The 26471-nt window shown below is 63.3% G+C and carries 23 protein-coding genes; 16 read left to right on the top strand and 7 right to left on the bottom strand.

The window, feature by feature from the left end:
• Positions 1-385: 385 nt before the first annotated feature.
• Positions 386-1102 (bottom strand): SIMPL domain-containing protein, encoded by a 717-nt coding sequence (locus AC5PZ0_RS16840; protein ID WP_027595579.1) that lies wholly within the window; start codon positions 1100-1102, stop codon positions 386-388.
• A 202-nt stretch (positions 1103-1304) separates the two neighbouring features.
• Between AC5PZ0_RS16840 and AC5PZ0_RS16835 the strand changes: the two genes are divergently transcribed.
• The 4 genes from AC5PZ0_RS16835 (at position 1305) to AC5PZ0_RS16820 (ending at position 5671) form a co-directional block, all read left to right on the top strand.
• Entirely contained in the window at positions 1305-2561 is a 1257-nt protein-coding gene (locus AC5PZ0_RS16835; RefSeq protein ID WP_099428388.1) for an ATP-binding protein, read from the top strand.
• Positions 2561-3121 carry a response regulator transcription factor gene (locus AC5PZ0_RS16830; RefSeq protein ID WP_027595581.1) on the top strand — a complete coding sequence of 187 codons (561 nt, stop codon included), beginning with the start codon at positions 2561-2563 and terminating at the stop codon, positions 3119-3121. The genes AC5PZ0_RS16835 and AC5PZ0_RS16830 overlap by 1 nt, the downstream gene beginning before the upstream one ends.
• A gap of 196 nt (positions 3122-3317) precedes the next feature.
• Positions 3318-4259 (top strand): AEC family transporter, encoded by a 942-nt coding sequence (locus AC5PZ0_RS16825; RefSeq protein ID WP_085272652.1) that lies wholly within the window; start codon positions 3318-3320, stop codon positions 4257-4259.
• A gap of 56 nt (positions 4260-4315) precedes the next feature.
• Complete coding sequence (locus tag AC5PZ0_RS16820) at positions 4316-5671, top strand: amino acid permease (protein ID WP_027595583.1); 1356 nt, start codon at positions 4316-4318, stop codon at positions 5669-5671.
• A 25-nt stretch (positions 5672-5696) separates the two neighbouring features.
• Here AC5PZ0_RS16820 and AC5PZ0_RS16815 read toward each other — a convergent pair whose 3' ends face one another.
• The 5 genes from AC5PZ0_RS16815 to gatC all read right to left on the bottom strand — a co-directional run bounded on the left by AC5PZ0_RS16815 (position 5697) and on the right by gatC (position 10533).
• A complete protein-coding gene (locus AC5PZ0_RS16815) occupies positions 5697-6740 on the bottom strand; it encodes a calcium/sodium antiporter (protein WP_027595584.1) in 1044 nt (347 codons plus the stop codon).
• 61 nt (positions 6741-6801) lie between these two features.
• Positions 6802-7176, bottom strand: coding sequence for a septal ring lytic transglycosylase RlpA family protein (locus tag AC5PZ0_RS16810; protein ID WP_493855356.1), 375 nt, complete (start codon positions 7174-7176; stop codon positions 6802-6804).
• A gap of 145 nt (positions 7177-7321) precedes the next feature.
• The gene (gatB, locus tag AC5PZ0_RS16805; RefSeq protein ID WP_085272653.1) at positions 7322-8767 is read right to left on the bottom strand and encodes an Asp-tRNA(Asn)/Glu-tRNA(Gln) amidotransferase subunit GatB; all 1446 of its coding nucleotides are present in this window, start codon (positions 8765-8767) and stop codon (positions 7322-7324) included.
• An 11-nt stretch (positions 8768-8778) separates the two neighbouring features.
• On the bottom strand, positions 8779-10230 hold the full coding sequence (gatA, locus tag AC5PZ0_RS16800) for an Asp-tRNA(Asn)/Glu-tRNA(Gln) amidotransferase subunit GatA (protein ID WP_085272654.1): 1452 nt from the start codon (positions 10228-10230) through the stop codon (positions 8779-8781).
• A 15-nt stretch (positions 10231-10245) separates the two neighbouring features.
• Entirely contained in the window at positions 10246-10533 is a 288-nt protein-coding gene (gene gatC, locus AC5PZ0_RS16795; RefSeq protein WP_027595588.1) for an Asp-tRNA(Asn)/Glu-tRNA(Gln) amidotransferase subunit GatC, read from the bottom strand.
• A gap of 205 nt (positions 10534-10738) precedes the next feature.
• On the opposite strand from gatC, the gene mreB reads away from it, so the two are divergent.
• The 8 genes from mreB to tldD all read left to right on the top strand — a co-directional run bounded on the left by mreB (position 10739) and on the right by tldD (position 21845).
• Positions 10739-11776 carry a rod shape-determining protein MreB gene (mreB, locus tag AC5PZ0_RS16790; RefSeq protein ID WP_003255163.1) on the top strand — a complete coding sequence of 346 codons (1038 nt, stop codon included), beginning with the start codon at positions 10739-10741 and terminating at the stop codon, positions 11774-11776.
• Positions 11777-11971: 195 nt separating this feature from the next.
• Positions 11972-12994, top strand: a complete 1023-nt coding sequence (gene mreC / locus AC5PZ0_RS16785) for a rod shape-determining protein MreC (protein ID WP_493855387.1) — start codon at positions 11972-11974, stop codon at positions 12992-12994.
• Entirely contained in the window at positions 12994-13482 is a 489-nt protein-coding gene (gene mreD / locus AC5PZ0_RS16780) for a rod shape-determining protein MreD (RefSeq protein ID WP_027595590.1), read from the top strand. The genes mreC and mreD overlap by 1 nt, the downstream gene beginning before the upstream one ends.
• Positions 13483-13515: 33 nt before the next feature.
• Positions 13516-14127, top strand: a complete 612-nt coding sequence (locus tag AC5PZ0_RS16775) for a Maf family protein (RefSeq protein ID WP_099428390.1) — start codon at positions 13516-13518, stop codon at positions 14125-14127.
• Positions 14128-14181: 54 nt separating this feature from the next.
• Entirely contained in the window at positions 14182-15639 is a 1458-nt protein-coding gene (rng, locus tag AC5PZ0_RS16770) for a ribonuclease G (protein ID WP_027595592.1), read from the top strand.
• Positions 15640-15721: 82 nt separating this feature from the next.
• Positions 15722-19537: a YhdP family protein gene (locus tag AC5PZ0_RS16765; RefSeq protein WP_493855355.1), complete on the top strand. Its 3816-nt coding sequence runs from the start codon at positions 15722-15724 to the stop codon at positions 19535-19537.
• Between the two features lie 14 nt (positions 19538-19551).
• Positions 19552-20403 carry a carbon-nitrogen hydrolase family protein gene (locus AC5PZ0_RS16760; protein ID WP_493855354.1) on the top strand — a complete coding sequence of 284 codons (852 nt, stop codon included), beginning with the start codon at positions 19552-19554 and terminating at the stop codon, positions 20401-20403.
• A 2-nt stretch (positions 20404-20405) separates the two neighbouring features.
• On the top strand, positions 20406-21845 hold the full coding sequence (gene tldD, locus AC5PZ0_RS16755) for a metalloprotease TldD (RefSeq protein ID WP_099452990.1): 1440 nt from the start codon (positions 20406-20408) through the stop codon (positions 21843-21845).
• Positions 21846-21962: 117 nt separating this feature from the next.
• On the opposite strand, the gene yjgA is transcribed toward tldD, so the two are convergent.
• Positions 21963-22481, bottom strand: a complete 519-nt coding sequence (gene yjgA, locus AC5PZ0_RS16750; protein ID WP_027595596.1) for a ribosome biogenesis factor YjgA — start codon at positions 22479-22481, stop codon at positions 21963-21965.
• A gap of 108 nt (positions 22482-22589) precedes the next feature.
• Between yjgA and pmbA the strand changes: the two genes are divergently transcribed.
• From pmbA to AC5PZ0_RS16730, 4 genes are all read left to right on the top strand, one after another.
• A complete protein-coding gene (gene pmbA, locus AC5PZ0_RS16745) occupies positions 22590-23936 on the top strand; it encodes a metalloprotease PmbA (protein WP_027595597.1) in 1347 nt (448 codons plus the stop codon).
• A 252-nt stretch (positions 23937-24188) separates the two neighbouring features.
• The gene (locus AC5PZ0_RS16740) at positions 24189-24590 is read left to right on the top strand and encodes a hypothetical protein (protein ID WP_027595598.1); all 402 of its coding nucleotides are present in this window, start codon (positions 24189-24191) and stop codon (positions 24588-24590) included.
• Positions 24583-25959: a class II fumarate hydratase gene (locus tag AC5PZ0_RS16735; RefSeq protein ID WP_099428394.1), complete on the top strand. Its 1377-nt coding sequence runs from the start codon at positions 24583-24585 to the stop codon at positions 25957-25959. The genes AC5PZ0_RS16740 and AC5PZ0_RS16735 overlap by 8 nt, the downstream gene beginning before the upstream one ends.
• Before the next feature lie 49 nt (positions 25960-26008).
• Positions 26009-26470, top strand: a complete 462-nt coding sequence (locus tag AC5PZ0_RS16730; protein ID WP_027595600.1) for a DUF2753 family protein — start codon at positions 26009-26011, stop codon at positions 26468-26470.
• Position 26471: the final 1 nt, after the last annotated feature.

The raw sequence follows: 26471 nt of genomic DNA, 5'->3' as shown, positions 1-26471 counted from the left end.
TTGTCATTTTTGATTGAGGTGGCCTCGTGAGCCGACCTGAGGATACTTATGCAGGGGCTGTTCCCAATGCAACACTCAGAAGGATAGTTGGCGCCAGAAAGGTGGTACGAGCGTACATGGATGTCGCATCAGTATAACTTTCGACGAAGTTGAACGTTTGCGCGGGCAAAATGATGGCAATTGCAGGATGTTTCGAGGGGGAGGGATATGTAAGCTGCACCTTAAAAGTGCGTAGGAAATGTCTTAAATTGCAGAATGGGGGCTGCTTTGCAGCCCATCGCAACGCAAGGCCGCTCCTACAGGTGCAGCACAAGCCTTAGGCTCTGCGCTGCCCCTGTGGGAGTCGGCTTGCAGGCGATTGGGCCGCAAGGCGGCCCCATTCAGATCAGGGCATCTGAACTTCGATCAAACCATCGGCATTCATGCTCACTTCGCTGGTACCCGCTTCGATATCCGGCGCCGGCGCCGCTTCGTCAGCGCCCATGGCTTTCATGGCCATCGGTGCGCTGCGCAGGTACGGGCGTGGGTAGCCGCTGCTGTTGAGGTTCAGGTTGACCACTTTGTAGCCCTTGCCACCCAGCGCCTCGGTGGCCAGCTGAGCGCGTGCCTTGAAGGCATTGACCGCGTCCTTGAGCAAATCATCTTCGCTGGCCTTGCGCGTGGCCGGGGCGATGGAGAAGTCCATGCCGCCCATTTTCAGGTCTTGCAGCAGGTCGGCGGTCAATTGCGACAGGGCTGGGAAGTTGGCGCTTTCCAGGCGCAGCTCGGCGCGTTCACGCCAGCCGGTGATTTTCTGCCCTTTGCTGTCATAGACCGGGTAGCTGTTGCGGCTGCCCTGGCTGATCTTCACATCCTTGACCTGGCGAGACTGCTGCACAGCCTTGTTCATGGTCTCGGTGATCTCTTTGGCAAGTTTGCCCGGGTCGGTGTTCTGCGCTTCGCTGTAGAGGGTCACGACCATCAGGTCGCGTGGCACTTCCTTGCTGACTTCGGCACGCAGCGACACCTGGTTGAAGCGCGGCTCATCGGCCGCCAGCGCAGGCAGGCTGGCGAGCAGGCCGCAAGACAGGATCAAGGCAGTGCCGCGACGAGGGATTTGCATGTAAGACTCCTTGGCAATAAAAGGGCGTGGGTGCTGGCTCTCCATTCCACGCATGGCCCATCAGACCGGGAACAGTGTAGTGGGTTCAAAAGTGCCATCATGAACCTGTGACAAAGTGTGGCGCTTTGCCGCATCGCTGCAGCGAGGCGCCCGGCTTCGGTATACTCCAGCCGATTTTCTGGAGCACTCATCAGGAGAGCTCATGCTCGCCGACGTACAACCGTTGTCCGCTACACGTCAGAACCTCTGGCGCCTGACTGTTATTCGCGTGCTGGTCCTGGCTGCCCAGGCAGGTTCCGTGGGCGTCGCCTACTGGACCGACCTGCTGCCCTTGCCGTGGTTTTCGCTGGCGGCGACGCTGGCCCTGTCGTCCATCCTGTGCGCCTTCACTGCGTTGCGCCTGCGCCTGTCGCTGCCGGTCACCGAAATGGAATATGCACTGCAGCTTGCCTGTGACCTGCTGATCCACAGTGCCTTGCTGTATTACTCCGGCGGTTCGACCAACCCGTTCGTTTCGTATTACCTGGTGCCGCTGGCCATTGCTGCGGTGACCTTGCCCTGGCTCTATTCGCTGATTCTTTCGGGCATTGCCCTGACGGCCTACAGCCTGCTGCTGGTGCAGTTTTACCCGCTGGAAGGGCTGCCGCTGGCGCGGGACAAGATGCAGGTCTACGGCATGTGGCTGAGCATTGCCCTGGCGGCAGCGGTCATCACCTTCTTTGCCGCGCGCATGGCCGAAGAACTCCGCCGCCAGGAACAACTGCGTTCCGAGCGCCGTGAGGAGAGCCTGCGCGATGAGCAGTTGCTGGCCGTGGCCACCCAGGCCGCTGGCGCTGCCCACGAACTGGGCACCCCGCTGGCGACGATGAGCGTGCTGCTCAACGAAATGCGCCAGGACCACCCCGACCCACTGTTGCAGGAAGACCTTCAGATCCTTCAGGACCAGGTCAAACTGTGCAAGGAGACCTTGCAGCAACTGGTGCGTGCCGCCGAGGCCAACCGCCGCCTGGCGATGGTCGAGCAGGACGTTACCGCCTGGCTCGACGAAGCGCTCAACCGTTGGCACCTGATGCGGCCCGAGGCCAGCTACCGCTTCCAGCGCCTCAGGGATGGCCAGGTACCGCGCCTGACCCCACCACCGGACCTGACCCAGGCGCTGCTGAACCTGCTGAACAATGCAGCCGACGCATGCCCGGACGATCTCGAGGTGCGCCTTGACTGGGACGCCCAGGACATTGTCATCAGTATCCGTGACCATGGCCCCGGTGTGCCCCCAGCGATCGCCGAGGCGATTGGCAAACCCTTTATTACCACCAAGGGCAAAGGCTTCGGCCTGGGCCTGTTCTTGAGCAAGGCCAGCGTGACGCGTGCGGGCGGTTCGGTGAAACTCTATAGTCATGAGCAGGGTGGCACCCTGACCGAATTGCGCCTGCCCTATGGCAAGCGAGGAGATGAATGATGAGTGACGAAACCCAGCTTGAAAGCGAAGAGCTGCCGCACCTGCTGCTGGTGGATGACGATGCCACCTTCACCCGGGTCATGGCGCGCGCCATGAGCCGTCGCGGGTTCCGCGTGAGCACTGCAGGCTCCGCCGAAGAAGGGCTGATCCTGGCCCAGCAGGACCTGCCAGACTACGCCACGCTGGACCTGAAGATGGAAGGCGACTCGGGGCTTGTGCTGCTGCCCAAGCTGCTGGAGCTGGACCCGGAAATGCGCGTGGTGATCCTGACGGGTTATTCCAGCATCGCCACCGCGGTGGAGGCGGTCAAGCGCGGCGCCTGCAACTACCTGTGCAAGCCGGCCGATGCCGACGATGTACTGGCTGCGTTGCTTTCCGAGCATGCCGACCTGGATGCCCTGGTGCCGGAAAACCCGATGTCGGTCGACCGCCTGCAGTGGGAGCACATCCAGCGTGTGCTGAACGAGCACGAGGGCAATATCTCGGCCACGGCGCGGGCGCTGGGCATGCACCGGCGGACCTTGCAGCGCAAACTGCAGAAGCGGCCGGTTCGGCGCTGAATCTGTGCTGTAAATGCCGGCCTCTTCGCGGGCACCACTGAGCCCGAGAAGGGTGGTTACCTGTGGGAGCGGGCTTGCCCGCGAAGGGGCCGGCACTGACAGAAATTGCCCTGTATCACATCCCGATCCCCGCAACTCGCAGCCGTTGACGTATCATTAGCCCCCTAACGGCAACTCCCTGCAGGATCGCTTGCGCATGCTCGCCCTTCTTATCCAGACGCTGAACATCACGGCACCTGTCTTCGCCATGCTGTTCATGGGCGTGCTGCTCAAACGCATCCACCTGATCGACGACAACTTCAACCGCGTCGCCTCACAGCTGGTGTTCAACGTCTGCATGCCGGCGCTGCTGTTCCTCGGCATCTACCACGCCGACCTGGCAACGGCGGTCAAACCGGGCGTGCTGCTGTATTTCGTCGCGGCCACCCTGGTTGGCTTTGGCGTGGCCTGGGGGCTGGCCATTTGGCGTTGCCCGCCAGCGGACCGCGGCATCTACACCCAAGGCGCATTTCGCGGCAACAACGGCGTAATCGGCCTGGCCCTGGCCGCCAGCCTGTATGGCGACTACGGCATCTCGCTGGGCGCGGTGCTGGCAGGCCTGGTGATCCTCCTGTACAACTCGCTGTCGGCGGTGGTGCTGGCGGTGTACAGCCCGGACCTCAAGTCCGACCCGTGGAGCATCTGCAAGAACATCTTCAGCAACCCATTGATCATCAGCGTGCTGGTGGCAACGCCCATGGCCTATGGCCAGGTGCCGTTGCCCAACTGGTTGCTCACTTCAGGCGACTACCTGGCGCAGATGACCTTGCCGCTGGCATTGATGTGCATCGGTGGCACCCTGTCGCTGGCGGCGCTGCGTGACAGTGGCAGGCTGGCCATCGATGCCAGCCTGGTGAAGATGGTCTGGTTACCGCTGATCGGCACACTGGGTGCGTGGCTGTGCGGGTTCCGCGGTGCCGAGCTGGGCATCCTGTTCCTGTACATCGGCAGCCCGACGGCGGCAGCCAGCTATGTCATGGCGCGGGCGGCCAACGGCAACCATGAGTTGGCGGCTTCGATCATCGTGATCACTACGCTAATGGCGGCGATCACCACCAATATCGGTATTTTCATCTTGCAGTGGGGCGGATGGATCTAGATCCTTGACTGCAAATAACAGCAATAACACTGCCTCACTGAGCTAAAGGACACTTCATGCAAGACCAGAGCACGCCCGAGCGCTTGCAGCGCGGGCTGAAGAATCGCCATATCCAGCTGATCGCGCTGGGTGGGGCCATCGGCACCGGGCTGTTCCTGGGGATCGCCCAGACCATTCAACTGGCCGGCCCTTCCGTATTGCTGGGCTACGCCATCGCCGGCCTGATGGCTTTCTTCATCATGCGCCAGCTGGGCGAAATGGTGGTCGAAGAGCCGGTCGCCGGCAGCTTCAGCCACTTCGCCCACCAGTATTGGAGCGAGTTCGCAGGCTTCGTTTCGGGCTGGAACTACTGGGTGGTGTACGTGCTGGTGGGCATGGCCGAGCTGACCGCCGTGGGCATCTATGTGCAGTACTGGTGGCCCGATTTCCCCACCTGGGCGACGGCGGCGATCTTCTTCGTGGCGATCAACCTCATCAACCTGACCCAAGTGAAGGTCTACGGGGAGATGGAGTTCTGGTTCGCCTTGGTCAAGGTAGTGGCCATCGTCAGCATGATTGGCTTTGGTGCCTGGCTGCTGAGCAGCGGCCACGGCGGCCCGGACGCCAGCGTGGCCAACCTGTGGCAATACGGCGGGTTCTTCCCGAATGGCGTTACTGGCCTGATCATGGCCTTGGCTGTGATCATGTTCTCTTTCGGTGGGCTGGAGCTGGTGGGTATCACCGCCGCCGAGGCAGATAACCCGCGCCAGAGCATCCCCAAGGCCACCAACCAGGTGGTCTACCGCATCCTGATTTTCTACATCGGCGCCCTGGCGGTGCTGTTGTCGCTGTACCCGTGGCAGAAGGTGGTGCAGGGGGGTAGCCCGTTCGTGATGATTTTCCATGAACTGGACAGCGACCTGGTTGCGACCATCCTCAATGTCGTGGTGCTGACGGCGGCGCTGTCGGTCTACAACAGCTGCGTCTACGCCAACAGCCGCATGCTGTTCGGCCTGGCCAGCCAGGGGGATGCGCCACGCCAGTTGCTCAAAGTCAGCCGCAGTGGTGTGCCGCTGACAGCGCTGGGTGTTTCGGCGTTTGCCACGGGCATGTGCGTACTGATCAACTACCTGATGCCCGGTGAAGCCTTTGGCTTGCTGATGGCCCTGGCGGTGTCGGCGCTGGTGATCAACTGGGCGAGCATCAGCATCACCCACCTCAAATTCCGCAAAGCCAAGCTGGCGTCGGGTATTACCCCGTTCTACCAGAGCTGGGGGCACCCGGTTACCAATTACCTGTGCCTGGCGTTCATCGTGCTGATTCTGGTCGTGATGTACCTGACGCCGCCGATTCGCATCTCGGTGATGCTGATTCCGGGTTGGATTGCGGTGCTTTGGGTCGCGTTCCGGTTGAAGAAGGCCCGGCAGGGCTGAGGGCTTGTGGCGCCCTCCGCTGGCCTCAGTGCTGCCGCCGCCACGCACGTACGGTGGTGTACAGCAGCACCAAGGCCAGCACTGGCAAGACATAGAACAGCATGAGCCGCTCCAGGCGGCCGGCCAATGGCATGCCGGTGGTAAAGGCCACCACATGCAGCCCATAGGCCAGGTACAGGCAGAGAAACACCAGGCCTTCAGCGCGGGTGATCCGGTAGCCCGAATAGAACACGGGCAGGCTCAAGACGGCGACGCCCAGCATCACGGGCAGGTCGAAGGCCAGCGCGTTGGGTGAGATCGACAGCGGTTCAGGGGTGATCAGCGCGGTCAGGCCCAGCACTCCCAGCAGGTTGAACAGGTTGCTGCCGATCACCGTGCCAACGGCGATTTCCCGTTCGCCGCGAAGGGCGGCAATCATCGCGGCGGCCAGCTCTGGCAATGACGTGCAGACCGCGACCACGGTGAGGCCGATGATGCGTTCGGAAAGGCCCAGGTCAGTCGCCACCTCAACGGCGGCTTCCAGTAGCAAGTGGCCGGCCAGGCTCAGCAGGCCAAGGCCAAGCGCAATCTGCAGCAGCGTGCTTGACCAAAAGCGTGCACCACTGACCTTGATGTTGCTGGGCGCGGGGTAGGTGCGAGCGTAATGGCGTGATTGATGCCAGAGCATGACCAGGTAGCCCACCAGCGCCAGCAACAGCAGCAGGCCCTCCCCGCGGCCCAGGTAGCCATTGGCGGCCAGCGCATACACCAGCGCACTGGCGACGATCATCAAGGGGATGTCCAGACGAACCAGTTGGCGTGAAACACGCAGCGGGATGATCAGCGCGGCCAGGCCGAGAATCACCAGTACGTTGAAGATGTTGCTGCCAATCACGCTGCCGACGGCGACATCCGGTGCGCCCTGGAAGGCGGCCTGTAGGCTTACCGTGAGCTGCGGTGCGGTGCTGCCGAAGGCCACCAGGCTCAGCCCGATGATCAGTGGGCGCACGTGCAGGCGCAGGGCCAGGCGCAGGGCCATGCGTACCAGCAGCTCGGCACCGCAGGCCAGCAGCAGCAAGGCGACGCCCAGTTGCAGGAGGCTGAAGGTGGGAAGGGTGGCCAGGTCGAAAATGGTCAGGGCTCCAGTAGGGTCAGTCGCTCAGACCTTGTACCCGCACGCGCGCCGTTCCGCTACGGAGCATGCCGATTTTTTCTGCTGCAGCGCGTGACAGGTCGATCAGCCGGCCGCGTGTATGCGGGCCGCGGTCATTGATGCGCACCACCACGCTGCGTTGGTTGGCGAGGTTGGTGACCAGCACGCGGCTGTCGAACGGCAGGCTGCGGTGAGCAGCGGTAAGGCCGTGCTGGTTGAACGGTTCGCCACTGGCCGTGCGTTTGCCGTGGTGGCGCGAACCGTAATAGGAGGCGGTGCCGGTCTTGTCGTAGCCGCGGGGGTCGATATCGTGGCTGGCACAGCCGGCCAGCAGGGAGAACAAGGCGAGGGTGCCGAGGGATCGTTTTAGCAAGTCAAAGGCTCTCCAGTGCGACCATTCGCGGGCAAGCCCGCTCCCACAGGTATGTCAGCGTCTGTGAGAGCGGCGCTGTACCTGTGGGAGCGGGCTTGCCCGCGAACGAGGGCGAAGCCCTCGCAGGATTACAGGGTCAAAACAATCAACCTTCGAGCTTGGCTTTGAGCAATTGGTTCACTTGCCCCGGGTTGGCCTTGCCCTTCGACGCCTTCATCGCCTGGCCGACGAAGAAGCCGAACATCTTGCCGCGCTTGGCCTCGTCGGCGGCGCGGTACTGTTCGACCTGTTCGGCATTGGCAGCCAGCATTTCGTCGAGCATCTTGTCGATCGCACCGGTGTCGGTGACTTGCTTCAGGCCACGGCTCTCGATGATGCTGTCGGCATCGCCTTCACCGGCGGCCATGGCCTCGAACACGGTTTTGGCGATCTTGCCGCTGATGGTGTTGTCGCTGATACGCAGCAGCATGCCACCCAACTGCTCGGCGCTGACCGGCGCCTGGTCAATCTCGACACCCAGCTTGTTCAGTAGGCTGCCCAGCTCGACCATGACCCAGTTGGCTGCCAGCTTGGCGTCGCCACCTATCTTCACCACTTGTTCGAAGTAGTCTGCCTGTTCGCGGCTCGATGCCAGCACGTTCGCGTCGTAGGCCGACAGGCCGTACTGGCTCTGGAAGCGCTCGACCTTCTGTGGCGGCAGCTCTGGCAGGCCGGCGCGGATGGTGTCGAGGAAGCTGTCCTCGATGACCACCGGCAGCAGGTCTGGGTCGGGGAAGTAACGGTAGTCGTTGGCTTCCTCCTTGCTGCGCATGGAGCGGGTCTCGTCCTTGTTCGGGTCGTACAGGCGGGTTTCCTGGATGACCTTGCCACCGTCTTCGATCAGGTCGATCTGGCGCTGGATCTCGCTGTTGATCGCACGTTCGATGAAGCGGAACGAGTTGACGTTCTTGATCTCGCAGCGGGTACCGAACTCGGCCTGGCCTTTTGGCCGGATCGACACGTTGCAGTCGCAACGCAGCGAGCCTTCGGCCATGTTGCCGTCGCAGATGCCCAGGTAGCGCACCAGGGCGTGGATCGCCTTGACGTAGGCCACGGCTTCTTTGGCGCTACGCATGTCCGGCTCGGAAACGATTTCCAGCAGCGGCGTGCCGGCGCGGTTCAGGTCGATGCCGGTGGAGCCGCTGAAGTCTTCGTGCAGGCTCTTGCCGGCGTCTTCCTCCAGGTGCGCACGGGTCACGCCGATGCGCTTGATGGTGCCGTCTTCCAGAGCGATGTCCAGGTGGCCCTTGCCGACGATCGGCAGGTCCATCTGGCTGATCTGGTAGCCCTTGGGCAGGTCGGGGTAGAAGTAGTTCTTGCGCGCGAACACGTTGCGCTTGCCGATCTCGGCATCGATCGCCAGGCCGAACATGCACGCCATGCGCACGGCTTCCTGGTTCAGCACCGGCAGTACACCGGGCATGCCCAAGTCAACCAGGCTGGCCTGGGTGTTCGGCTCGGAGCCGAAGGTGGTGGCGCTGCCGGAGAAGATCTTCGACTGGGTGGCGAGCTGAGTATGAATTTCCAGCCCGATCACAACTTCCCATTGCATGTGTGAACTCCTCAGAAGCCGTTGGGGGCGCGGGTGTGCCAGTCGGTCACTTGCTGGTAGCGGTGCGCGACGTTGAGCAGGCGGCCTTCCTGGAAGTAGGGCGCCAGCAGTTGCACGCCGACCGGCAGGCCATCGACGAAGCCAGCCGGCATCGACAGGCCCGGCAGGCCCGCCAGGTTGGCGGTGATGGTGTAGACGTCTTCCAGGTAGGCGGCGACGGGGTCGCTGCTCTTGGCGCCGAGCTTCCAAGCCGGGTTCGGCGTGGTCGGGCCGAGGATCAGGTCAACACCTTCGAACGCGGCCATGAAGTCGTTCTTGATCAGGCGACGAATCTGCTGGGCTTTGACGTAGTAGGCGTCGTAGTAGCCGGCCGACAGGGCGTAGGTGCCCACCATGATGCGGCGCTGCACTTCGGCACCGAAGCCTTCGCCACGGGAACGCTTGTACAGGTCGGTCAGGTCTTTTGGTGCTTCGCAGCGGTAGCCGAAGCGCACGCCGTCGAAACGCGACAGGTTGGAGGATGCCTCAGCAGGCGCGATCACGTAGTACGCCGGGATGGCGTGCTGCATGTTTGGCAGGCTGATTTCCTTGACCACGGCGCCGAGCTTTTCCAGCTCCTTGACGCTGGCTTGCACCAGGTCAGCGATGCGCGGGTCCAGGCCTGCGCCGAAGTATTCCTTCGGCAGGCCGATGCGCAGGCCTTGCAGCGAAGCGTTGAGGTTGGCGCTGTAGTCCGGCACCGGCTCTTCGATGCTGGTGGAGTCCTTGGTATCGAAACCGGCCATGCCTTGCAGCAGCAGCGCGCAGTCTTCGGCCGTGCGGGCCAGCGGGCCGCCTTGGTCGAGGCTGGAGGCGTAAGCGATCATGCCCCAGCGCGAAACACGACCGTACGTCGGTTTCAGGCCAGTCAGGTTAGTCAGCGCTGCCGGCTGTCGGATCGAGCCGCCAGTGTCGGTGCCGGTGGTGGCCGGCAGCAGGCGCGCGGCGACTGCCGCAGCCGAGCCGCCCGACGAACCACCCGGGACGTGCTCCAGGTTCCACGGGTTTTTCACCGGGCCGTAGTGGCTGGATTCGTTGGCCGAACCCATGGCGAATTCGTCCATGTTGGTCTTGCCCAGGGTTACCATGCCGGCTTCAGCCAGCTTGGCGACCACGGTGGCATCGTACGGCGCCTTGAAGTTGTCGAGCATCTTCGAGCCGCAGCTGGTGCGTACGCCGTTGGTGCAGAACAGGTCCTTGTGGGCAATGGGCGCACCCAGCAGGGCGCCAGCCTCGCCAGCGGCGCGACGGGCGTCAGCGGCACGGGCCTGGCCCAGGGCCAGTTCCTCGGTGACGCTGATGAAGCTGTTGATTTGCGGGTCGAGCTGTTTGATGCGCGCCAGTAGGGCGCCCGTCAGCTCTTCGGAGGAAAACGACTTGTCGGCGAGTCCGCGGGCGATCTCGGCCAGGGTCAATTGGTGCATGGCAGGCTCTATCCCTTACTCGATGACTTTGGGAACCAGGTACAGACCGCTTTCGGTCGACGGTGCGATGGCCTGGTAGGCCTCGCGCTGGTTGCTTTCGGTGACCTGGTCGGGACGCAGTCGCTGGCTGGCCTCCAGGGGGTGGGCGAGGGGCTCGATGCCAGTGGTGTCGACCGCTTGCATCTGGTCGACCAGCCCGAGAATGCTGTTCAGTGCATCGGTAATGCGTGGCAGTTCGCCATCATTCAGCCCCAGACGGGCCAGATGGGCGATCTTTTCCACGTCGCAGCGTTCAAGCGCCATGGGGATCTCCAGGGGAAACAAAGAACGGAATTAGGGTCCGTGATGAGGAACATGTCGGCATTCTGGCGGTCATACGGCCGCGATCATCTGCTGGCGTGCTCGGAAAAACGACCAATTTAACATATTGGCTCCTTGCCCAAAATCCCTGCCATTGTTAGAGTTTGCCGCACTTTTTTACCCACGCTTTCCCCAGGGTCACTTTCCCATGTTCAAGAAACTGCGTGGCATGTTTTCCAGCGATCTTTCCATCGACCTGGGTACTGCCAACACCCTTATTTACGTGCGTGAGCGCGGTATCGTCCTGAATGAGCCCTCGGTTGTTGCCATCCGTACCCATGGCAATCAGAAAAGCGTCGTCGCCGTCGGTACCGAAGCCAAACGCATGCTGGGCCGTACGCCCGGCAACATTGCTGCCATTCGTCCGATGAAGGACGGCGTCATTGCCGACTTCAGCGTTTGTGAAAAAATGTTGCAGTATTTCATCAACAAGGTTCACGAGAACAGCTTCCTGCAGCCCAGCCCTCGCGTGCTGATCTGCGTGCCGTGCAAGTCGACCCAGGTAGAGCGCCGCGCGATTCGCGAGTCGGCCCTGGGTGCCGGTGCCCGTGAAGTGTTCCTGATCGAAGAGCCAATGGCCGCCGCCATCGGTGCCGGCCTGCCGGTCGAAGAAGCCCGTGGTTCGATGGTCGTCGATATCGGTGGTGGTACCACTGAAATCGCCCTGATCTCGTTGAACGGCGTGGTTTACGCCGAATCCGTCCGCGTCGGCGGCGACCGCTTCGACGAAGCCATCGTGACCTACGTGCGCCGCAACTACGGCAGCCTGATCGGCGAGTCCACCGCCGAGCGCATCAAGCAGGAAATCGGCACCGCCTACCCAGGTGGCGAAGTGCGCGAAGTTGATGTCCGCGGCCGTAACCTGGCCGAAGGCGTACCGCGTGCCTTCACCCTGAATTCCAACGAAGTGCTGGAAGCCCTGCAAGAATCCCTGGCGACCATCGTCCAGGCGGTCAAAAGCGCCCTGGAGCAATCGCCGCCGGAGCTGGCCTCCGACATCGCCGAGCGCGGCCTGGTGCTGACCGGTGGTGGCGCGCTGCTGCGCGACCTCGACAAACTGCTGGCCCAGGAAACTGGCCTGCCGGTGATCGTCGCCGAGGACCCGCTGACCTGTGTCGCCCGTGGCGGCGGTCGCGCCCTGGAGATGATGGACAAGCACGCGATGGACCTGCTCTCCAGCGAGTGATGCTGCTCGCTGTTCCTGAGCGCCCGGTTTACAGGTAGCACGCACAGTGCTACCTGTATGCGCTGGGCTGGCGTCCGTCCGGGCGTCGTTTCCGTCAACCCGCAACCAGGCTGGTGCGTTGTCCCATGTCCAATGACCTCCTGAGTCGTCCACGAGGAACGGCCCATTAAACCGCTTTTCTCCAAGGGCCCTTCGCTGGGCGTTCGTCTGCTCGTATTGGTGGTGCTGTCGGTCGCGCTGATGGTGGTCGATGCGCGCTTTGCCGTGCTCAAACCCGTGCGCAGCCAGATGGGCCTGGTATTGATGGAGTCGTACTGGATCACCGATTTGCCGCAGCGTTTGTGGCAAGGCGTGGCAGGCCAGTTCGGCAGCCGTACCGAACTCATCGCGGAAAACGAAAAACTCAAGACCGAGGCCCTGCTGTTGCAGGGGCGCCTGCAGAAGCTGGCGGCCCTGACCGAGCAGAACGTGCGCTTGCGTGAACTGCTCAACTCATCCGCCCTGGTCAACGAAAAGGTTGAAGTGGCCGAGTTGATCGGCGTCGACCCCAACCCGTTCACCCACCGCATCCTGATCAACAAGGGCGAGCGCGATGGCGTGTTCCTCGGCCAGCCGGTGCTCGATGCCCGCGGCCTGATGGGCCAAGTGGTCGAGTTGATGCCCTACACCTCGCGGGTACTGTTGCTGACCGATACCACCCACAGCATTCCGGTGCAGGTCAACCGCAACGGCCTGCGCGCCATCGCCAGTGGCACCGGCAACCCGGAGCGCCTGGAGCTACGCCATGTGGCCGATACCGCCGACATCAAGGAAGGCGACCTGCTGGTCAGTTCCGGCATGGGCCAGCGCTTCCCGGCGGGTTACCCGGTGGCCACGGTCAACGAAGTGATTCACGACTCCGGCCAGCCGTTCGCCATCGTTCGCGCCATCCCTACCGCCGCGCTCAACCGCAGCCGCTACATGCTGCTGGTGTTCAGCGACCGACGCAGCCCGGAGCAACGCGCCACTGACGCTGCGATCGCGCAGGAAGAGGCCGATCGCAAAGGCACATCGGTCGGCGTCCAGCCTGGCGCCAATGGCGAGCAGGGCGCACCTGCCACTCCGGCGGCGACGCCTGCAGCACCTGCAGCCGCTACCCCGCAGCCCACCGCGGCCCCTGCAGCGCCTGTAGCGCCGGCCGCACCTGCGGCAGCGCCCGCCCAACCTCGGAGGCAATGATGGCTGCATCACGCCGTAATAATGGCTGGGTCATCTGGCTGACGTTCGCCATCGGCCTGCTGCTCAGCGTTTCGCCGATGCCGCAGTTCATGGAAGTGTTCCGGCCTATGTGGCTGGCGCTGCTGGTGTCGTTCTGGACACTTGCGGTCCCAAGCAAGGTCGGCATGACCACGGCCTTTGTGCTAGGGCTGGCCGAGGATGTGCTGTATGGCACGTTGCTGGGGCAGAACGCGCTGATCCTGACCTTGATCACCTTCCTGGTGCTGTCATTGCAACAGCGCCTGCGCATGTTCCCGATGTGGCAGCAGAGCCTGGTGATTCTGGTGATTTTCGGTATTGCCCAGTTGATCCAGCTGTGGCTCAGTGCCTTGACCGGTAACCGCCTGCCGACCTTGGCGCTGGTGTGGTCAGCAGTCATCAGTGCCTTGCTCTGGCCATGGATCAGCTTTGCCCTGCGCGACCTGCGCCGACGCTTGCGTATAAATTGACGGCGTTGCCGCGACTGACAGGGAGATGTCTACATGAACCCGCTTTACCTGGCCTCTGGCTCGCCACGTCGTCGTGAATTGCTGACCCAGATCGGCGTACCGTTCACCACGGTCAGCGCCCCCATCGATGAAACCCCGCTCGCCGACGAAGGCGCCGCAGCCTATGTCGAGCGCCTTGCCCGGGCCAAGGCAGAGGCTGGCCTGGCCTGCCTCCAGGGCCCGGCTGTCGTCCTGGGCGCAGATACGGCGGTGGTCCTCGAAGGCCGTATTCTCGGTAAACCCGAAAACCGTGAACATGCCCTGGCCATGCTGGCCGACCTGTCTGGCCGCGAGCATCAGGTGCTGACGGCTGTCGCCCTGAGCGATGGCCAGCGCAGGCAAAGCCTGTGCGTCACCAGCAACGTCCGTTTTCGTACCATCAGCGCCGATGAAGCCGCCCGTTATTGGGCCAGCGGCGAGCCTGCCGACAAAGCCGGTGGCTATGCCATCCAGGGGCTGGCGGCGGTATTCGTCACCGCCCTGACGGGCAGCTACTCCGCCGTGGTCGGCTTGCCGTTGAGCGAGACTGCCGATTTGCTGGCCCAGTTCGGCATTGCCTGCTGGCAAGTGCCCGCGCTTTCTTCAGAGGTAACAAACCCGCGGTAGCCAGTACCGCGTACGCGATCCATCATTATCCAAGACCTTTGACGAGAGCCTGCCATGAGTGAAGAGATCCTGATCAACATCACCCCGATGGAGTCACGTGTGGCGGTGGTGGAAAACGGGGTGCTGCAGGAAGTGCACGTCGAGCGCACCCTGCGCCGCGGCATCGTCGGCAATATCTACAAGGGCAAGGTGGTGCGCGTGCTGCCCGGCATGCAGGCGGCCTTCGTCGACATCGGCCTGGAGCGGGCGGCGTTCATCCACGCCTCGGAGATCTCCCAGCGCGAAGGCTCGGCGGTAGAGAACATTACCGCGCTGGTGCATGAAGGCCAGGCCCTGGTGGTACAGGTGACCAAAGACCCGATCGGCACCAAGGGCGCACGCCTGACCACGCAGTTGTCGATCCCTTCGCGTTACCTGGTGTACATGCCGCGCAGCAGCCATGTCGGTATTTCCCTGAAGATCGAAGACGAAGCTGAGCGTGATCGCCTCAAGCAGGTAGTCAGCAGCTGCATGGACAGCGAGAACATCAAGGATGCCGGGGGTTTCATCTTGCGCACTGCCGCCGAAGGCGCGCGCGCGGAAGAAATCCTCCAGGACATCCGCTACCTGCGCCGCCTGTGGGAACAGATCGGCAGCCAGATCCAGAGCTGCGGCGCACCCACGGTAATCTACGAAGACCTCGGCCTGGCCCTGCGTACCCTGCGCGACCTGGTCAACCCGAAGATCGAGAAAATCCGCATCGATTCGCGCGAAACGTTCCAGAAAACCACGCAGTTCGTCGGCGAACTGATGCCCGAAATCGCCGATCGCCTCGAGCATTACCCTGGCGAACGGCCGATCTTTGACCTGTACGGCGTCGAAGACGAGATTCAGCGCGCCCTGGAGCGCAAGGTGCCGCTCAAATCCGGTGGCTACCTGGTGGTCGACCCGGCTGAAGCGATGACCACCATCGACGTCAACACCGGTGCCTTTGTCGGCCATCGCAACCTCGAAGAGACCATCTTCAAGACCAACTTAGAAGCTGCCACCGCCATTGCCCGGCAACTGCGCCTGCGCAATATCGGCGGCATCATCATCATCGACTTCATCGACATGGAAGATGAAGAGCATCAGCGCCAGGTGCTGCGCACCCTGGAAAAACAGCTCGAGCGTGATCACGCCAAGACCAACATCATTGGCATTACCGAACTGGGCCTGGTGCAGATGACCCGCAAGCGCACCCGCGAGAGCCTCGAGCAGGTGCTGTGCGAACCGTGCCTGGCGTGCCAGGGGCGCGGCAAGCTGAAAACCCCCGAGACCATCTGCTACGAAATCTTCCGTGAAATCCTGCGCGAGGCACGTGCCTATCAGGCCGAGGGCTACCGCGTGCTGGCCAATCAGAAGGTGGTCGACCGGCTGCTGGACGAGGAGTCCGGCAACGTTGCGGAGCTTGAAACCTTCATCGGCCGAACTATCCGCTTCCAGGTCGAGTCGATGTACTCGCAGGAACAATACGATGTGGTGCTGCTCTGAGGTTTCGCGAAACGCGCCACAGGATGGCCGGGCTGGCAAAACCGGCACTTAGGGCCATCATGGATAAACGACCTGGAGGGCCATGGCCATGGGACGTCTGAACCGCGTTCTTGTCGCCTCGACCCGCTGGGGGCTGGGCATTTGCGCGCTGCTGGCGGTGTTGGTGGCGCTGTACGTTAGCGTTGGCCGGCAACTGGTGCCGCTGGTGGCCGAATACCGTGCCGATGTCGAGCACAAGGCCGAGCAAGCGTTGGGCTTGCCGGTGCACGTTGGTGCCCTGGAGGGCCGCTGGAGCGGGCTTGCGCCTGTACTGCGCGTTCGCGACCTGCAATTGGGCGAAGGTGCTGGCGCGTTGCGCCTGGACGAGGTCAAGCTGGTGCCAGACCTCTGGGCCAGCCTGACCTCCCGTGAGGTACGCCTGGCACGTATCCAACTGGGTGGCTTGCAACTGATCCTGCGCGAAGACGCGCAAGGCGCCTGGAACCTCGAAGGGCTGCCGAAGAAGGATGATGCCCCGCTCGACCCCGCCGAGTTGCTGCAGCGCCTGCGCCAACTGGGGCGCATCGATGTGTTCGACAGCCAGGTAACCCTGCATCCCTGGCAGCGCGACCCCCTGACCTTGACCTACGTGAGCGTGGGCTTGCAGGCCGGTGCCTCGCGCCAGGCCCTCGACCTGCGCGCCACGCTGCCTGACGGCCAGCCCCTGGCGCTGAACCTGCGCAGCCGCGCGTCGGCCGAGGCCTGGCGCGATGGCCAGGTTGCCGCCTACCTGAGCCTGCCGCAAAGCGACTGGGCACGCTGGTTGCCGCCGAGCCTGCTGGGCAAGTGGCACGCCAGCGCATTGCGCGCGGGTGGCGAGTTCTGGGTCGACTGGGGCAAAGGCCAGTTGCAGCAAGCCGTGGTCCGGCTCAATGCGCCCCAGCTACAAGGCGCTTATGCCGAGCGCAAAGCCGCGACCTTGGAGAATCTGGCGCTGTCTGCGTGGTTCCAGCGCAACGCGCAAGGTTTTGATGTGATGGTCGATTCCCTGGCCATGAATATCGGCAAGAACCGTTGGGAATCCCACCTTCAATTACGTCAGCGCCCAGGGCAGGCCCCCGCTGATGAGCGCTGGCAAGTGCAGGCCGATCGCCTCGACCTCACCCCCCTGACCCCGTTGATCGATGCCCTGGCACCGCTGCCGGACAACCTCATGGCCGTGGTCGATGGCCTGAACGTCACCGGCGCGCTGCGCAACGTGCGCCTGGAGGCGCGGCCCAAAGCCGAAGGCGACCAGCGCCTGCAGTTTGCCGCCAACCTGGAGAAGGTTGGTTTCAACGCTTACCACGGTGCCCCGGCGGCCGGCAATGTCAGCGGCAGCGTCAGTGGTGACCTGGGCCACGGCGAGCTGCGGCTGGATACTGATGCGTTCATGCTGCACCTGTACCCGATCTTCGCCAAACCCTGGCATTACCAGCAGGCCAATGCGCGCCTGACCTGGGCCCTCGACAAAGAAGGCTTCACCCTCGTCGCGCCCTACCTGAAGGTACTGGGCGAGGAGGGCAAGATCGCCGGTGACTTCCTCATTCGCCTGCTGTTCGAAGAGGGCCGCGAAGACTACATGGACCTGCGCGTCGGCTTGACCGAGGGCGATGGCCGCTACACGGCCAAGTACCTGCCCGAAGTGCTGAGCCCGGCCCTCGACGAATGGCTGCGCAGTGCGATCGTCAAAGGCACCGTGGACGAGGGCTACTTCCAGTACCAGGGCTCGCTGAACCATGGCGCCGCGCCAGAGGCGCGCAGTATCAGCCTGTTCTTCAAGGTGCGCGACGCGGTGTTGGACTTCCAGCCCGGCTGGCCACAGGTGCAACAGGTGGACGGTGATGTGCTGATCGAGGACAGCGGTGTGCGCATCAAGGCTCACCATGGCCTGTTGCTCGACACCAAGGTCAGTGACGTCAGTGTCGACATCCCCCACGTCGAGGGTGACCAGCACAGCCATCTTTACCTTGATGGTGATTTCGACGGCGGCCTGGACGACGGCCTGAAAATTCTCAAAGAGGCGCCGATCGGCACGGGCGAGATCTTCGCCGGCTGGGAAGGCGAGGGCCCGCTCAAGGGCAAGGTCAAGCTCGATATCCCTCTGGCCCATGGGGAACGGCCCAAGGTTCAGGTGGACTTCGCCACCGCTGATGCCCGCCTCAAGGTGGCCCCGCCTACCCTGGAGTTGAACCGCCTGAAGGGCGATTTCAGCTTCGATTTGGACAAAGGGCTCAGTGGCAAGAACATCAGCTTGCAGGCGTTCGGCAAGCCGGTCACCGCGCAGATCGTTGCCGAGGGCGCGCCAGGGCAGATGCAGACTCGCATCAACGCCAATGGCCAGGTCGCGCTGAAGGCGCTGACCGAGTGGCTGCAATTCAACCAGGCCTTGCCGGCCTCGGGCGACTTGCCGTACCAGTTGCAGCTCAACCTGGGCAGCCGGGACAACAGCCTTAGCGTCAATTCCTCACTCAAGGGCCTTGCCATCGACTTGCCTGCGCCCTTTGGCAAGGCCGCTGCGGACACCCGCGACAGCCGTTTCAGCATGAACCTGCAAGGCTCGGAGCGGCGCATTGACGCCGGTTATGCCGACCTCGCGCGCTTCGCCTATGCCGCGCCTTCCGACAAGCTGGCCCAGGGCCGCGGCGAATTGCTGCTGGGCACGGGGCAGGCGCAAGTACCGGCCGGCCAGGGCTTGCGCGTACGTGGGCGCCTGGAAACACTCGACCTGGCCCCCTGGCAGGCCAAGGTGGCCAGCCTGGGCGGTGATGACCCCGGTGGCAGTGCGCGGCAGATCCTGCAAAGCGTCGACCTGAGCATTGGCCAACTGAAGGCCTTCGGCATGGACCTCAACCAGGCGGTGGTACGCCTGGCCCGAGGTGGCCCTGCGTGGGACCTGCGGCTGGACAGCAAGGAAGTCATCGGCAACGCACGCGTGCCGGATGCCAAGGGCGCGCCCATGTCGATTCGCTTGCAGACCTTGCGCCTGCCGGCGGCCGACCCGGCCCAGGCCCAGGCCGAGGAAGGGCCTGACCCGTTGGCCTCGTTCGACCCGCGCAAGGTACCTGCGCTGGACCTGAGCATCGACAAGCTCTACCGCGGCGACGACCTGTTCGGCAGCGCCTCGATCAAGCTGCGCCCAACCGCGCGCGGCGTGTCGGCAGACGATATCGACCTGGACTTCAAAGGCCTGCGCATCGACGGCGGCGGTGGCTGGGAAGGCCAGCCGGGCAGCACCAGCAGCTGGTACAAAGGGCGCCTGGATGGCAAGAACCTGGCCGATGTGCTCAAGGCGTGGGGGTTCGCGCCTACCGTAACCAGCCGCGATTTCCGCCTGGATGTCGATGGCCGTTGGCCCGGTTCGCCTGCCTGGGTGGGCCTGAACCGCTTCTCCGGGAGCATGGACGCGGCGTTGCGTACCGGCCAGTTTGTCGAAGTCGAAGGCAGTGCCCAGGCCTTGCGCGTGTTCGGCCTGCTCAATTTCAACTCCATCGGCCGTCGCCTGCGCCTGGACTTCTCCGACCTGTTCGAAAAAGGCCTGGCCTATGACCGGGTCAAAGGCCTGCTGGTGGCCAGTAATGGCGTGTACGTGACCCGTGAACCGATTACGGTGACCGGCCCTTCGAGCAATTTCGAGCTCGAGGGCACCCTGGACATGGTCCGTGACCGTGTGGATGCCAACCTGCAAGTGACCCTGCCGGTCACCAACAACCTGCCGCTGGCCGCTTTGATCGTCGGTGCTCCAGCGGTCGGGGGCGCGCTGTTCCTTGTGGATCGGTTGATCGGCGACCGGGTCTCACGCTTTGCCAGCGTGCATTACCGCGTCGAGGGGCCGTGGAAAGAGCCTAGAATCACATTTGTGAAACCTTTCGAGAAATAGCGCCAGGAGTATTCATGAAGGCAGCGGTGATCCAGATGGTCAGCCAGGACGACGTGCTGGCCAACCTGCAGCGGGCCGGCGCCCTGCTTGAGCAGGCCGTGCTCGGTGGCGCACGCCTGGCCGTGCTGCCAGAGAACTTCGCTGCAATGGGGCGCAAGGATGCTGCGGCGATCGGGCGTGCCGAAGCCTTGGGGGAAGGGCCGATCCTGCCCTGGTTGAAACGCACGGCGCGCGACCTCAAGTTATGGATTGTTGCCGGCACGTTGCCGTTGCCACCGGTCGGCCAACCTGATGCCAAGGCCCATGCCTGCTCGTTGTTGATCGATGAACACGGTGAAGTGGCCGCGCGCTATGACAAGTTGCACCTGTTCGACGTGGACGTCGCCGACAACCGCGGCCGTTATCGCGAGTCTGACGATTATGCCCATGGCGCACAGGTGGTGGTGGCCGATACCCCGGTTGGGCGCCTGGGCTTGAGCGTATGCTATGACCTGCGCTTCCCCGAGTTGTACAGCGCATTGCGCGCAGCCGGGGCAGAACTGATCACCGCACCTGCCGCCTTCACGGCGGTGACGGGGGCGGCGCACTGGGATGTGCTGATTCGCGCGCGTGCCATCGAGACCCAGTGCTATCTGTTGGCCGCAGCGCAGGGCGGCACCCATCCAGGGCCACGGGAAACCCATGGCCATGCAGCGATCATCGACCCTTGGGGGCGGATCGTTGCGCAGCAGGCGCAGGGCGAAGCGGTATTGCTCGCTGAGCGCGACATTGACGAACAAGCGTCCATTCGGGCGCGCATGCCGGTGGTATCGCACCGGCGCTTTTTCTCGCAGGACGCCTTGCGGCCTGCGCACACCTCGGAGTGACTATGAGCCAGATGTTATCCACCGTCAGCGAGCAGCTCCTGGCCCCAGGCGGATTGACCCTGGACAGCCTGCAGGCTGTGCTGGGTGAGTTGGCCGGCCCGGGCATCGATGCCGCCGACTTGTATTTCCAGGGCCAGATCTCAGAAACCTGGGCGCTCGAGGACGGCATCGTCAAAGAGGGCAGCTTCAACCTGGATCAGGGCGTGGGCGTACGTGCCCAATCCGGTGAAAAGACCGGCTTCGCCTACAGCAATGCTATCAACCTGGAAGCCTTGACCTCGGCGGCCCGCGCCGCGCGTTCGATTTCCCGCGCTGGGCAGAATGGCACGGTGCAGGCGTTCCGTAGCCAGGATGTGACCGCCCTGTATGCCCCGGACAACCCGCTGGATGTGCTGACGCGCGCCGAAAAGGTCGACCTGCTCAAGCGTGTCGACGCGGCGACCCGTGCGCTGGACCCGCGTATCCAGCAGGTCAGCGTGAGCATGGCCGGGGTCTGGGAGCGCATTCTCATCGCCGCGGCTGATGGCAGCCTGGCCGCCGACGTGCGCCCGCTGGTGCGTTTCAACGTCAGTGTCATCGTCGAACAGAATGGCCGCCGCGAGCGCGGTGGCCAGGGCGGTGGCGGGCGTACCGACTACCGGTTCTTCACCGAAGAGAAGGTCATGGGCTATGCCCGTGAGGCCTTGCGCCAAGCGCTGGTGAACCTGGAGGCGATTCCTGCGCCGGCGGGCACCTTGCCGGTGGTGCTGGGCTCGGGTTGGTCGGGCGTGTTGTTGCATGAAGCGGTGGGCCATGGCCTGGAAGGCGACTTCAACCGCAAGGGCAGCTCGGCGTTCAGTGGCCGCATCGGTGAGCAGGTGGCGTCGAAGCTGTGCACCATCGTCGACGACGGCACCCTTGAAGGCCGCCGTGGCTCACTGAGCGTGGATGACGAAGGCACCCCGACCGAGTGCACCACGCTGATCGAAAACGGTGTGCTCAAAGGCTACATGCAGGACAAGCTGAACGCCCGCCTGATGGGCATGGCCGTGACCGGCAACGGCCGTCGCGAGTCCTACGCGCATCTGCCGATGCCACGCATGACCAACACCTACATGCGTGCCGGCGAGAGCGACCCGCAAGAAATCATCGCCTCGGTGAAAAAAGGCATCTACTGCGCCAACCTTGGTGGTGGCCAGGTGGATATCACCAGCGGCAAGTTCGTGTTCTCAACCAGTGAGGCGTACTTGATCGAGGACGGCAAGATTACTGCGCCGGTCAAAGGGGCAACGCTGATTGGTAACGGACCGGAGGCGATGAGCCGCGTGTCGATGGTCGGCAATGACCTGGCCCTGGACAGTGGTGTCGGGACCTGCGGCAAGGATGGGCAATCGGTGCCGGTAGGGGTAGGGCAGCCGACGCTGAAGCTGGATGCGATCACAGTTGGCGGTACTGGTGCGTGATGGCGTTGGGGACCGCTTTGCGGTCCTTTTGCAGCGCAAGGCTGCTCCTACAGGTATCGCATGCACCTGTAGGAGCAGCCTTGCGCTGCGAATGGGCCGCAAAGCGGCCCTACGGCATCAACGCAAGCCGCGCTGCAGCTCGTCGAGGTCGCGGATGTACTTGAACACTTTGCGCGCAGCAGCAGGCGGTTTGTTCCGCGCTTTTTCGTGCTGGGCATGGCGGATCAGCGAGCGCAGTTGCTGGCGATCGGTGTCCGGGTATTCGTTGACGAAGCGCTCGAGGTCTTCGTCATTACCGTCGATGAGCCGGTCGCGCCAGCGCTCCAGGCCGTGGAAGCGCTCGTTGTACTGGCGGGTCGAGCTGTCCATCTGTTCGAGCAAGGCATGGATGGCATCCAGGTCCTGGACGCGCATCAGCTTGCCGACGAACGACATGTGCCGTTTGCGGGCTCCGTGAGCTGTGTGCTTGCTGGCCTCGGCCAACGCTTTGCGTAGCTCGTCGGTCAACGGCAGGCGTGCCAGGGTGTCGGCCTTGAGCGTAGTGAGGCGCTCGCCGAGTTCAACCAGTTCATGCAGTTCGCGCTTGATCTGGGTTTTGCTTTTTTCGCCGTCGTAGGCGTCGTTTGAATCAACCATGGTGGCAGTCCGCTAGAAATCGCCGCCATGATAACCAGTCGGGGGCCGCTTGTCCGGCCCGGTCGTAGAATGACCCTCGCCGAACGCAGAATTTGAGTGGAGAGAACCATGAGTGCAGTCCAGAGCGTAGGTCCGAAAGACCTGCCAGCGTTGCAGGAACAGGTCGAAGCGATCATCGCCGAAGCGCGTCGCCAGGGTGCCAGTGCCTGCGAAGTAGCGGTGTCGCTGGAGCAGGGCCTGTCCACCACGGTGCGCCAGCGTGAGGTCGAAACGGTCGAGTTCAACCGTGACCAGGGCTTTGGCATCACCCTCTATGTCGGCCAGCGCAAAGGCTCGGCCAGCACCTCCGCGAGTGGCCCAGACGCGATCCGCGAGACCGTTGCCGCAGCCTTGGCCATCGCCAAGCACACCTCCGAAGACGAATGCTCGGGGCTGGCCGATGCCGCGTTGATGGCGCGCGAAATCCCGGACCTGGACCTTTATCACGACTGGGATATCGAACCCGAGAAGGCGATCGAGATGGCCTTGGCCTGCGAGGCTGCGGCGTTCGACGCCGATGCCCGCATTCTCAACGCCGATGGCACCACCCTCAACACCCATCAAGGGTGCCGGGTGTACGGCAACAGCCACGGTTTCATCGGTGGTTATGCGTCGACCCGGCACAGCCTGAGCTGTGTGATGATCGCCGAGGGCGACGGGCAGATGCAGCGCGACTACTGGTATGACGTGAACCGCCAAGGCACCTTGCTGGCTGACCCGCGCAGCATCGGCCAGCGCGCGGCCCAGCGTGCGGCCAGCCGCCTCGGCGCGCGCCCGGTACCAACCTGCGAAGTGCCGGTGCTGTTCTCGGCAGAGCTGGCCGGCGGCCTGTTCGGCAGCTTCCTCTCGGCGATTTCCGGCGGCAACCTGTACCGCAAGTCGTCGTTCCTTGAAGGCACCCTTGGCCAGCGCCTGTTCCCAAGCTGGCTGACCCTCGATGAGCGCCCGCATATTCCTCGGGCCTTGGGCAGTGCCGCGTTCGATGGCGATGGCTTGGCGACCTACGCCAAACCGTTCGTCGACAAAGGTGAGTTGGTGTCGTACCTGCTGGGCACCTATTCCGGTCGCAAGCTCGGGCTGCCGAGCACGGCCAACTCCGGTGGTGTTCACAACTTGTACGTAACCCATGGCGTCGAAGACCAGGCTGCCCTGATCCGCCGCATGGGGCGTGGCTTGCTGGTGACCGAGCTGATGGGGCATGGCCTGAACATGGTGACCGGCGATTATTCGCGTGGGGCTGCGGGTTTCTGGGTCGAGAACGGCGAGATTCAGCACGCGGTGCAGGAAGTGACCATCGCCGGGAACATGAAGGATATGTTCCAGCAAATTGTCGCGATCGGTAACGATCTAGAGACACGCAGCAATATCCATACGGGCTCCGTGCTGATCGAGCGAATGACGGTTGCAGGGAGCTGATAGGTAACCTGCTCTGGCCGCTTCGCGGGTAAACCCGCTCCCACAGGATCACCGACTGGCTTCAGGGTACTGTGGGAGCGGGTTTACCCGCGAAGAGGCCGGTACAGCCCAACCTGTTTCAGACTGATTTAGAGAACCCGGCCTTGGTGCCGGGTTTTTTTATGCGTCCTACCTCACGGCTTTAGTCGATCCGCACTTGAAGTGATTCTATTTATCACTTAATAATGAATATCATTACCCAGTTGCTTGGCGATGGTGTTCATGAAATCCGTCCTTCACGAATTGCCCTATTTGGAAAACTGGCGCTGGCTCAGCCGGCGCATTCGCTGCGCGCTCGAGCCCGATGAGCCGCGCCTTATCGAGCACTACCTGGCCGAAGGCCGTTACCTGGTGTGCTGCACCGAAACCTCGTCCTGGACGGTGGCGTTGACCTCCTTCCGCCTGCTGCTGGATACCGCCTGCGACCGCATGCTGCCGTGGCATTGGCGCTGCCTGTGCCTGGACCAGGCCTGGCGCCCGTTGCTGGACCTGCGCAACCTCGACCGCCGCGAACAGAACCAGCGCTGGCAGCCCTACGCCCTGCAATTGGCCAACTGCGTGCTGCTGCCTTCGATTTCTCCCGATGAACTGATGCAAGGATTAGACGATGAGTAATACCCGTATCGAGCGTGACAGCATGGGTGAGCTGCAGGTGCCTGCCGAGGCCCTGTATGGCGCCCAGACACAGCGCGCGGTCGACAACTTCCCGATCAGCGGCCAGCGCATGCCGGCCCAGTTCATTCGCGCATTGCTGCTGGCCAAGGCGGCAGCGGCCAAGGCCAACATCGAGCTGGAGCAAGTGACCGCCGACCAAGGCCAGGCCATCGTCAAGGCGGTCGAGCAACTGCTTGCGGAAGATTTTATCCAGCATTTCCCGGTGGACGTGTTCCAGACAGGTTCCGGCACCAGTTCGAACATGAACGCCAACGAAGTGATCGCCACCCTGGCCAGCCGGGTGCTCGGTGATGCGGTCAATGCCAACGACCATGTTAACTGCGGCCAGAGCAGCAACGACATCATCCCGACCACCATCCATGTCAGTGCCGCCTTGGCGCTGCACGAGCAGCTACTGCCGGCGTTGCGGCACCTGGTGCAGGTGATCGAGGCCAAGTCGGTGCAGGTGCACGCCTTTGTAAAAACCGGCCGCACTCACCTGATGGACGCCATGCCCGTGCGCATGAGCCAGGTGCTCGACGGCTGGGCGGCGCAAATCAACGGCGCGCTGGCGCACATTGAGGCGACCCTGCCGAGCTTGCAGGCGCTGGCCCAGGGCGGTACCGCCGTCGGGACCGGCATCAACGCCCATCCACAGTTCGCTGCCGGCTTCGCGCGTCAGTTGAGTGCCCTGACCCAGGTCGAGTTCACCCCCGGGCAAAACCTGTTTGCGCTGATCGGCTCGCAAGACACGGCGGTGGCCCTTTCCGGCCAGCTCAAGACCACCGCCGTGGCACTGATGAAAATCGCCAACGACCTGCGCTGGATGAACTCCGGCCCCTTGGCCGGCCTTGGCGAGATCGAGCTGCAAGGCTTGCAGCCGGGCTCGTCGATCATGCCGGGCAAGGTCAACCCGGTGATCCCGGAAGCCACCGCCATGGTCGCCGCGCAGGTGATCGGCAATGACGCGACCATCGCCATCGCCGGGCAGTCGGGCAACTTCGAGCTGAACGTCATGTTGCCGGTGATCGCCCGCAACCTGCTGGAGAGCATCGAGCTGATGGCCAACGTCAGCCGCCTGCTGGCCGACAAGGCCATCGCCACCTTCAAGGTCAATGAAAGCAAGCTCAAGGAGGCGCTGGCGCGCAACCCGATCCTGGTCACTGCGCTGAACCCGATCATCGGCTACCTCAAGGCCGCCGAAATCGCCAAGACCGCCTACAAGCAGGGCCGCCCGATCATCGACGTGGCGCTGGAGCACACCGACTTGTCGCGTGACCAACTCGAGGCCCTGCTGGACCCGGAAAAACTCACGGCCGGCGGTATCTGACTCAGCGTCACCGCCGAGCGTACGAGCCATCGCGCTCAGGAGAAACGTCATGCAGCACTGGAAACGCACCACTGAAACCGCCAACCGCCTGTTCGAGCAAGGTGAATGGGTCGATGCCCGGGAACACTACCTGCAAGCCTTGGCCTTGGCCCAGGTGCTGTTCGAGCGCTGGCATGACGTCGACGAAGCGGTGGCGGTGTTCGTCATCGCTCACCACAACCTGGCTGACCTGCACCTGCGCCTGAACCAGCCGCACGAGAGCGCCGACTACCTGTGCTCTGCACACCAGCGCCTGCTCCAGGCCAGCCAGGAAGCGCGCTTGCCCCAGGCGCTGCGGGATGCAGCGCTGCGCCACAGTTCACGCACCTACACCGAATTGCTGAGTTTCATTGCCGAGTACGGACAGTACCCGCGCACCGAGCGCCTGCTCAACCGTCACGCCCCCGCCGCCAGCGAGCTGGCCGCGCAAACAGGCGTGACACCCAGAACCCACGCTTACGGAATCCATTGAT

The sequence above is a fragment of the Pseudomonas sp. 5.2 genome (genome assembly GCF_059025405.1).
This window is presented reverse-complemented; position numbering and strand designations above follow the sequence as displayed.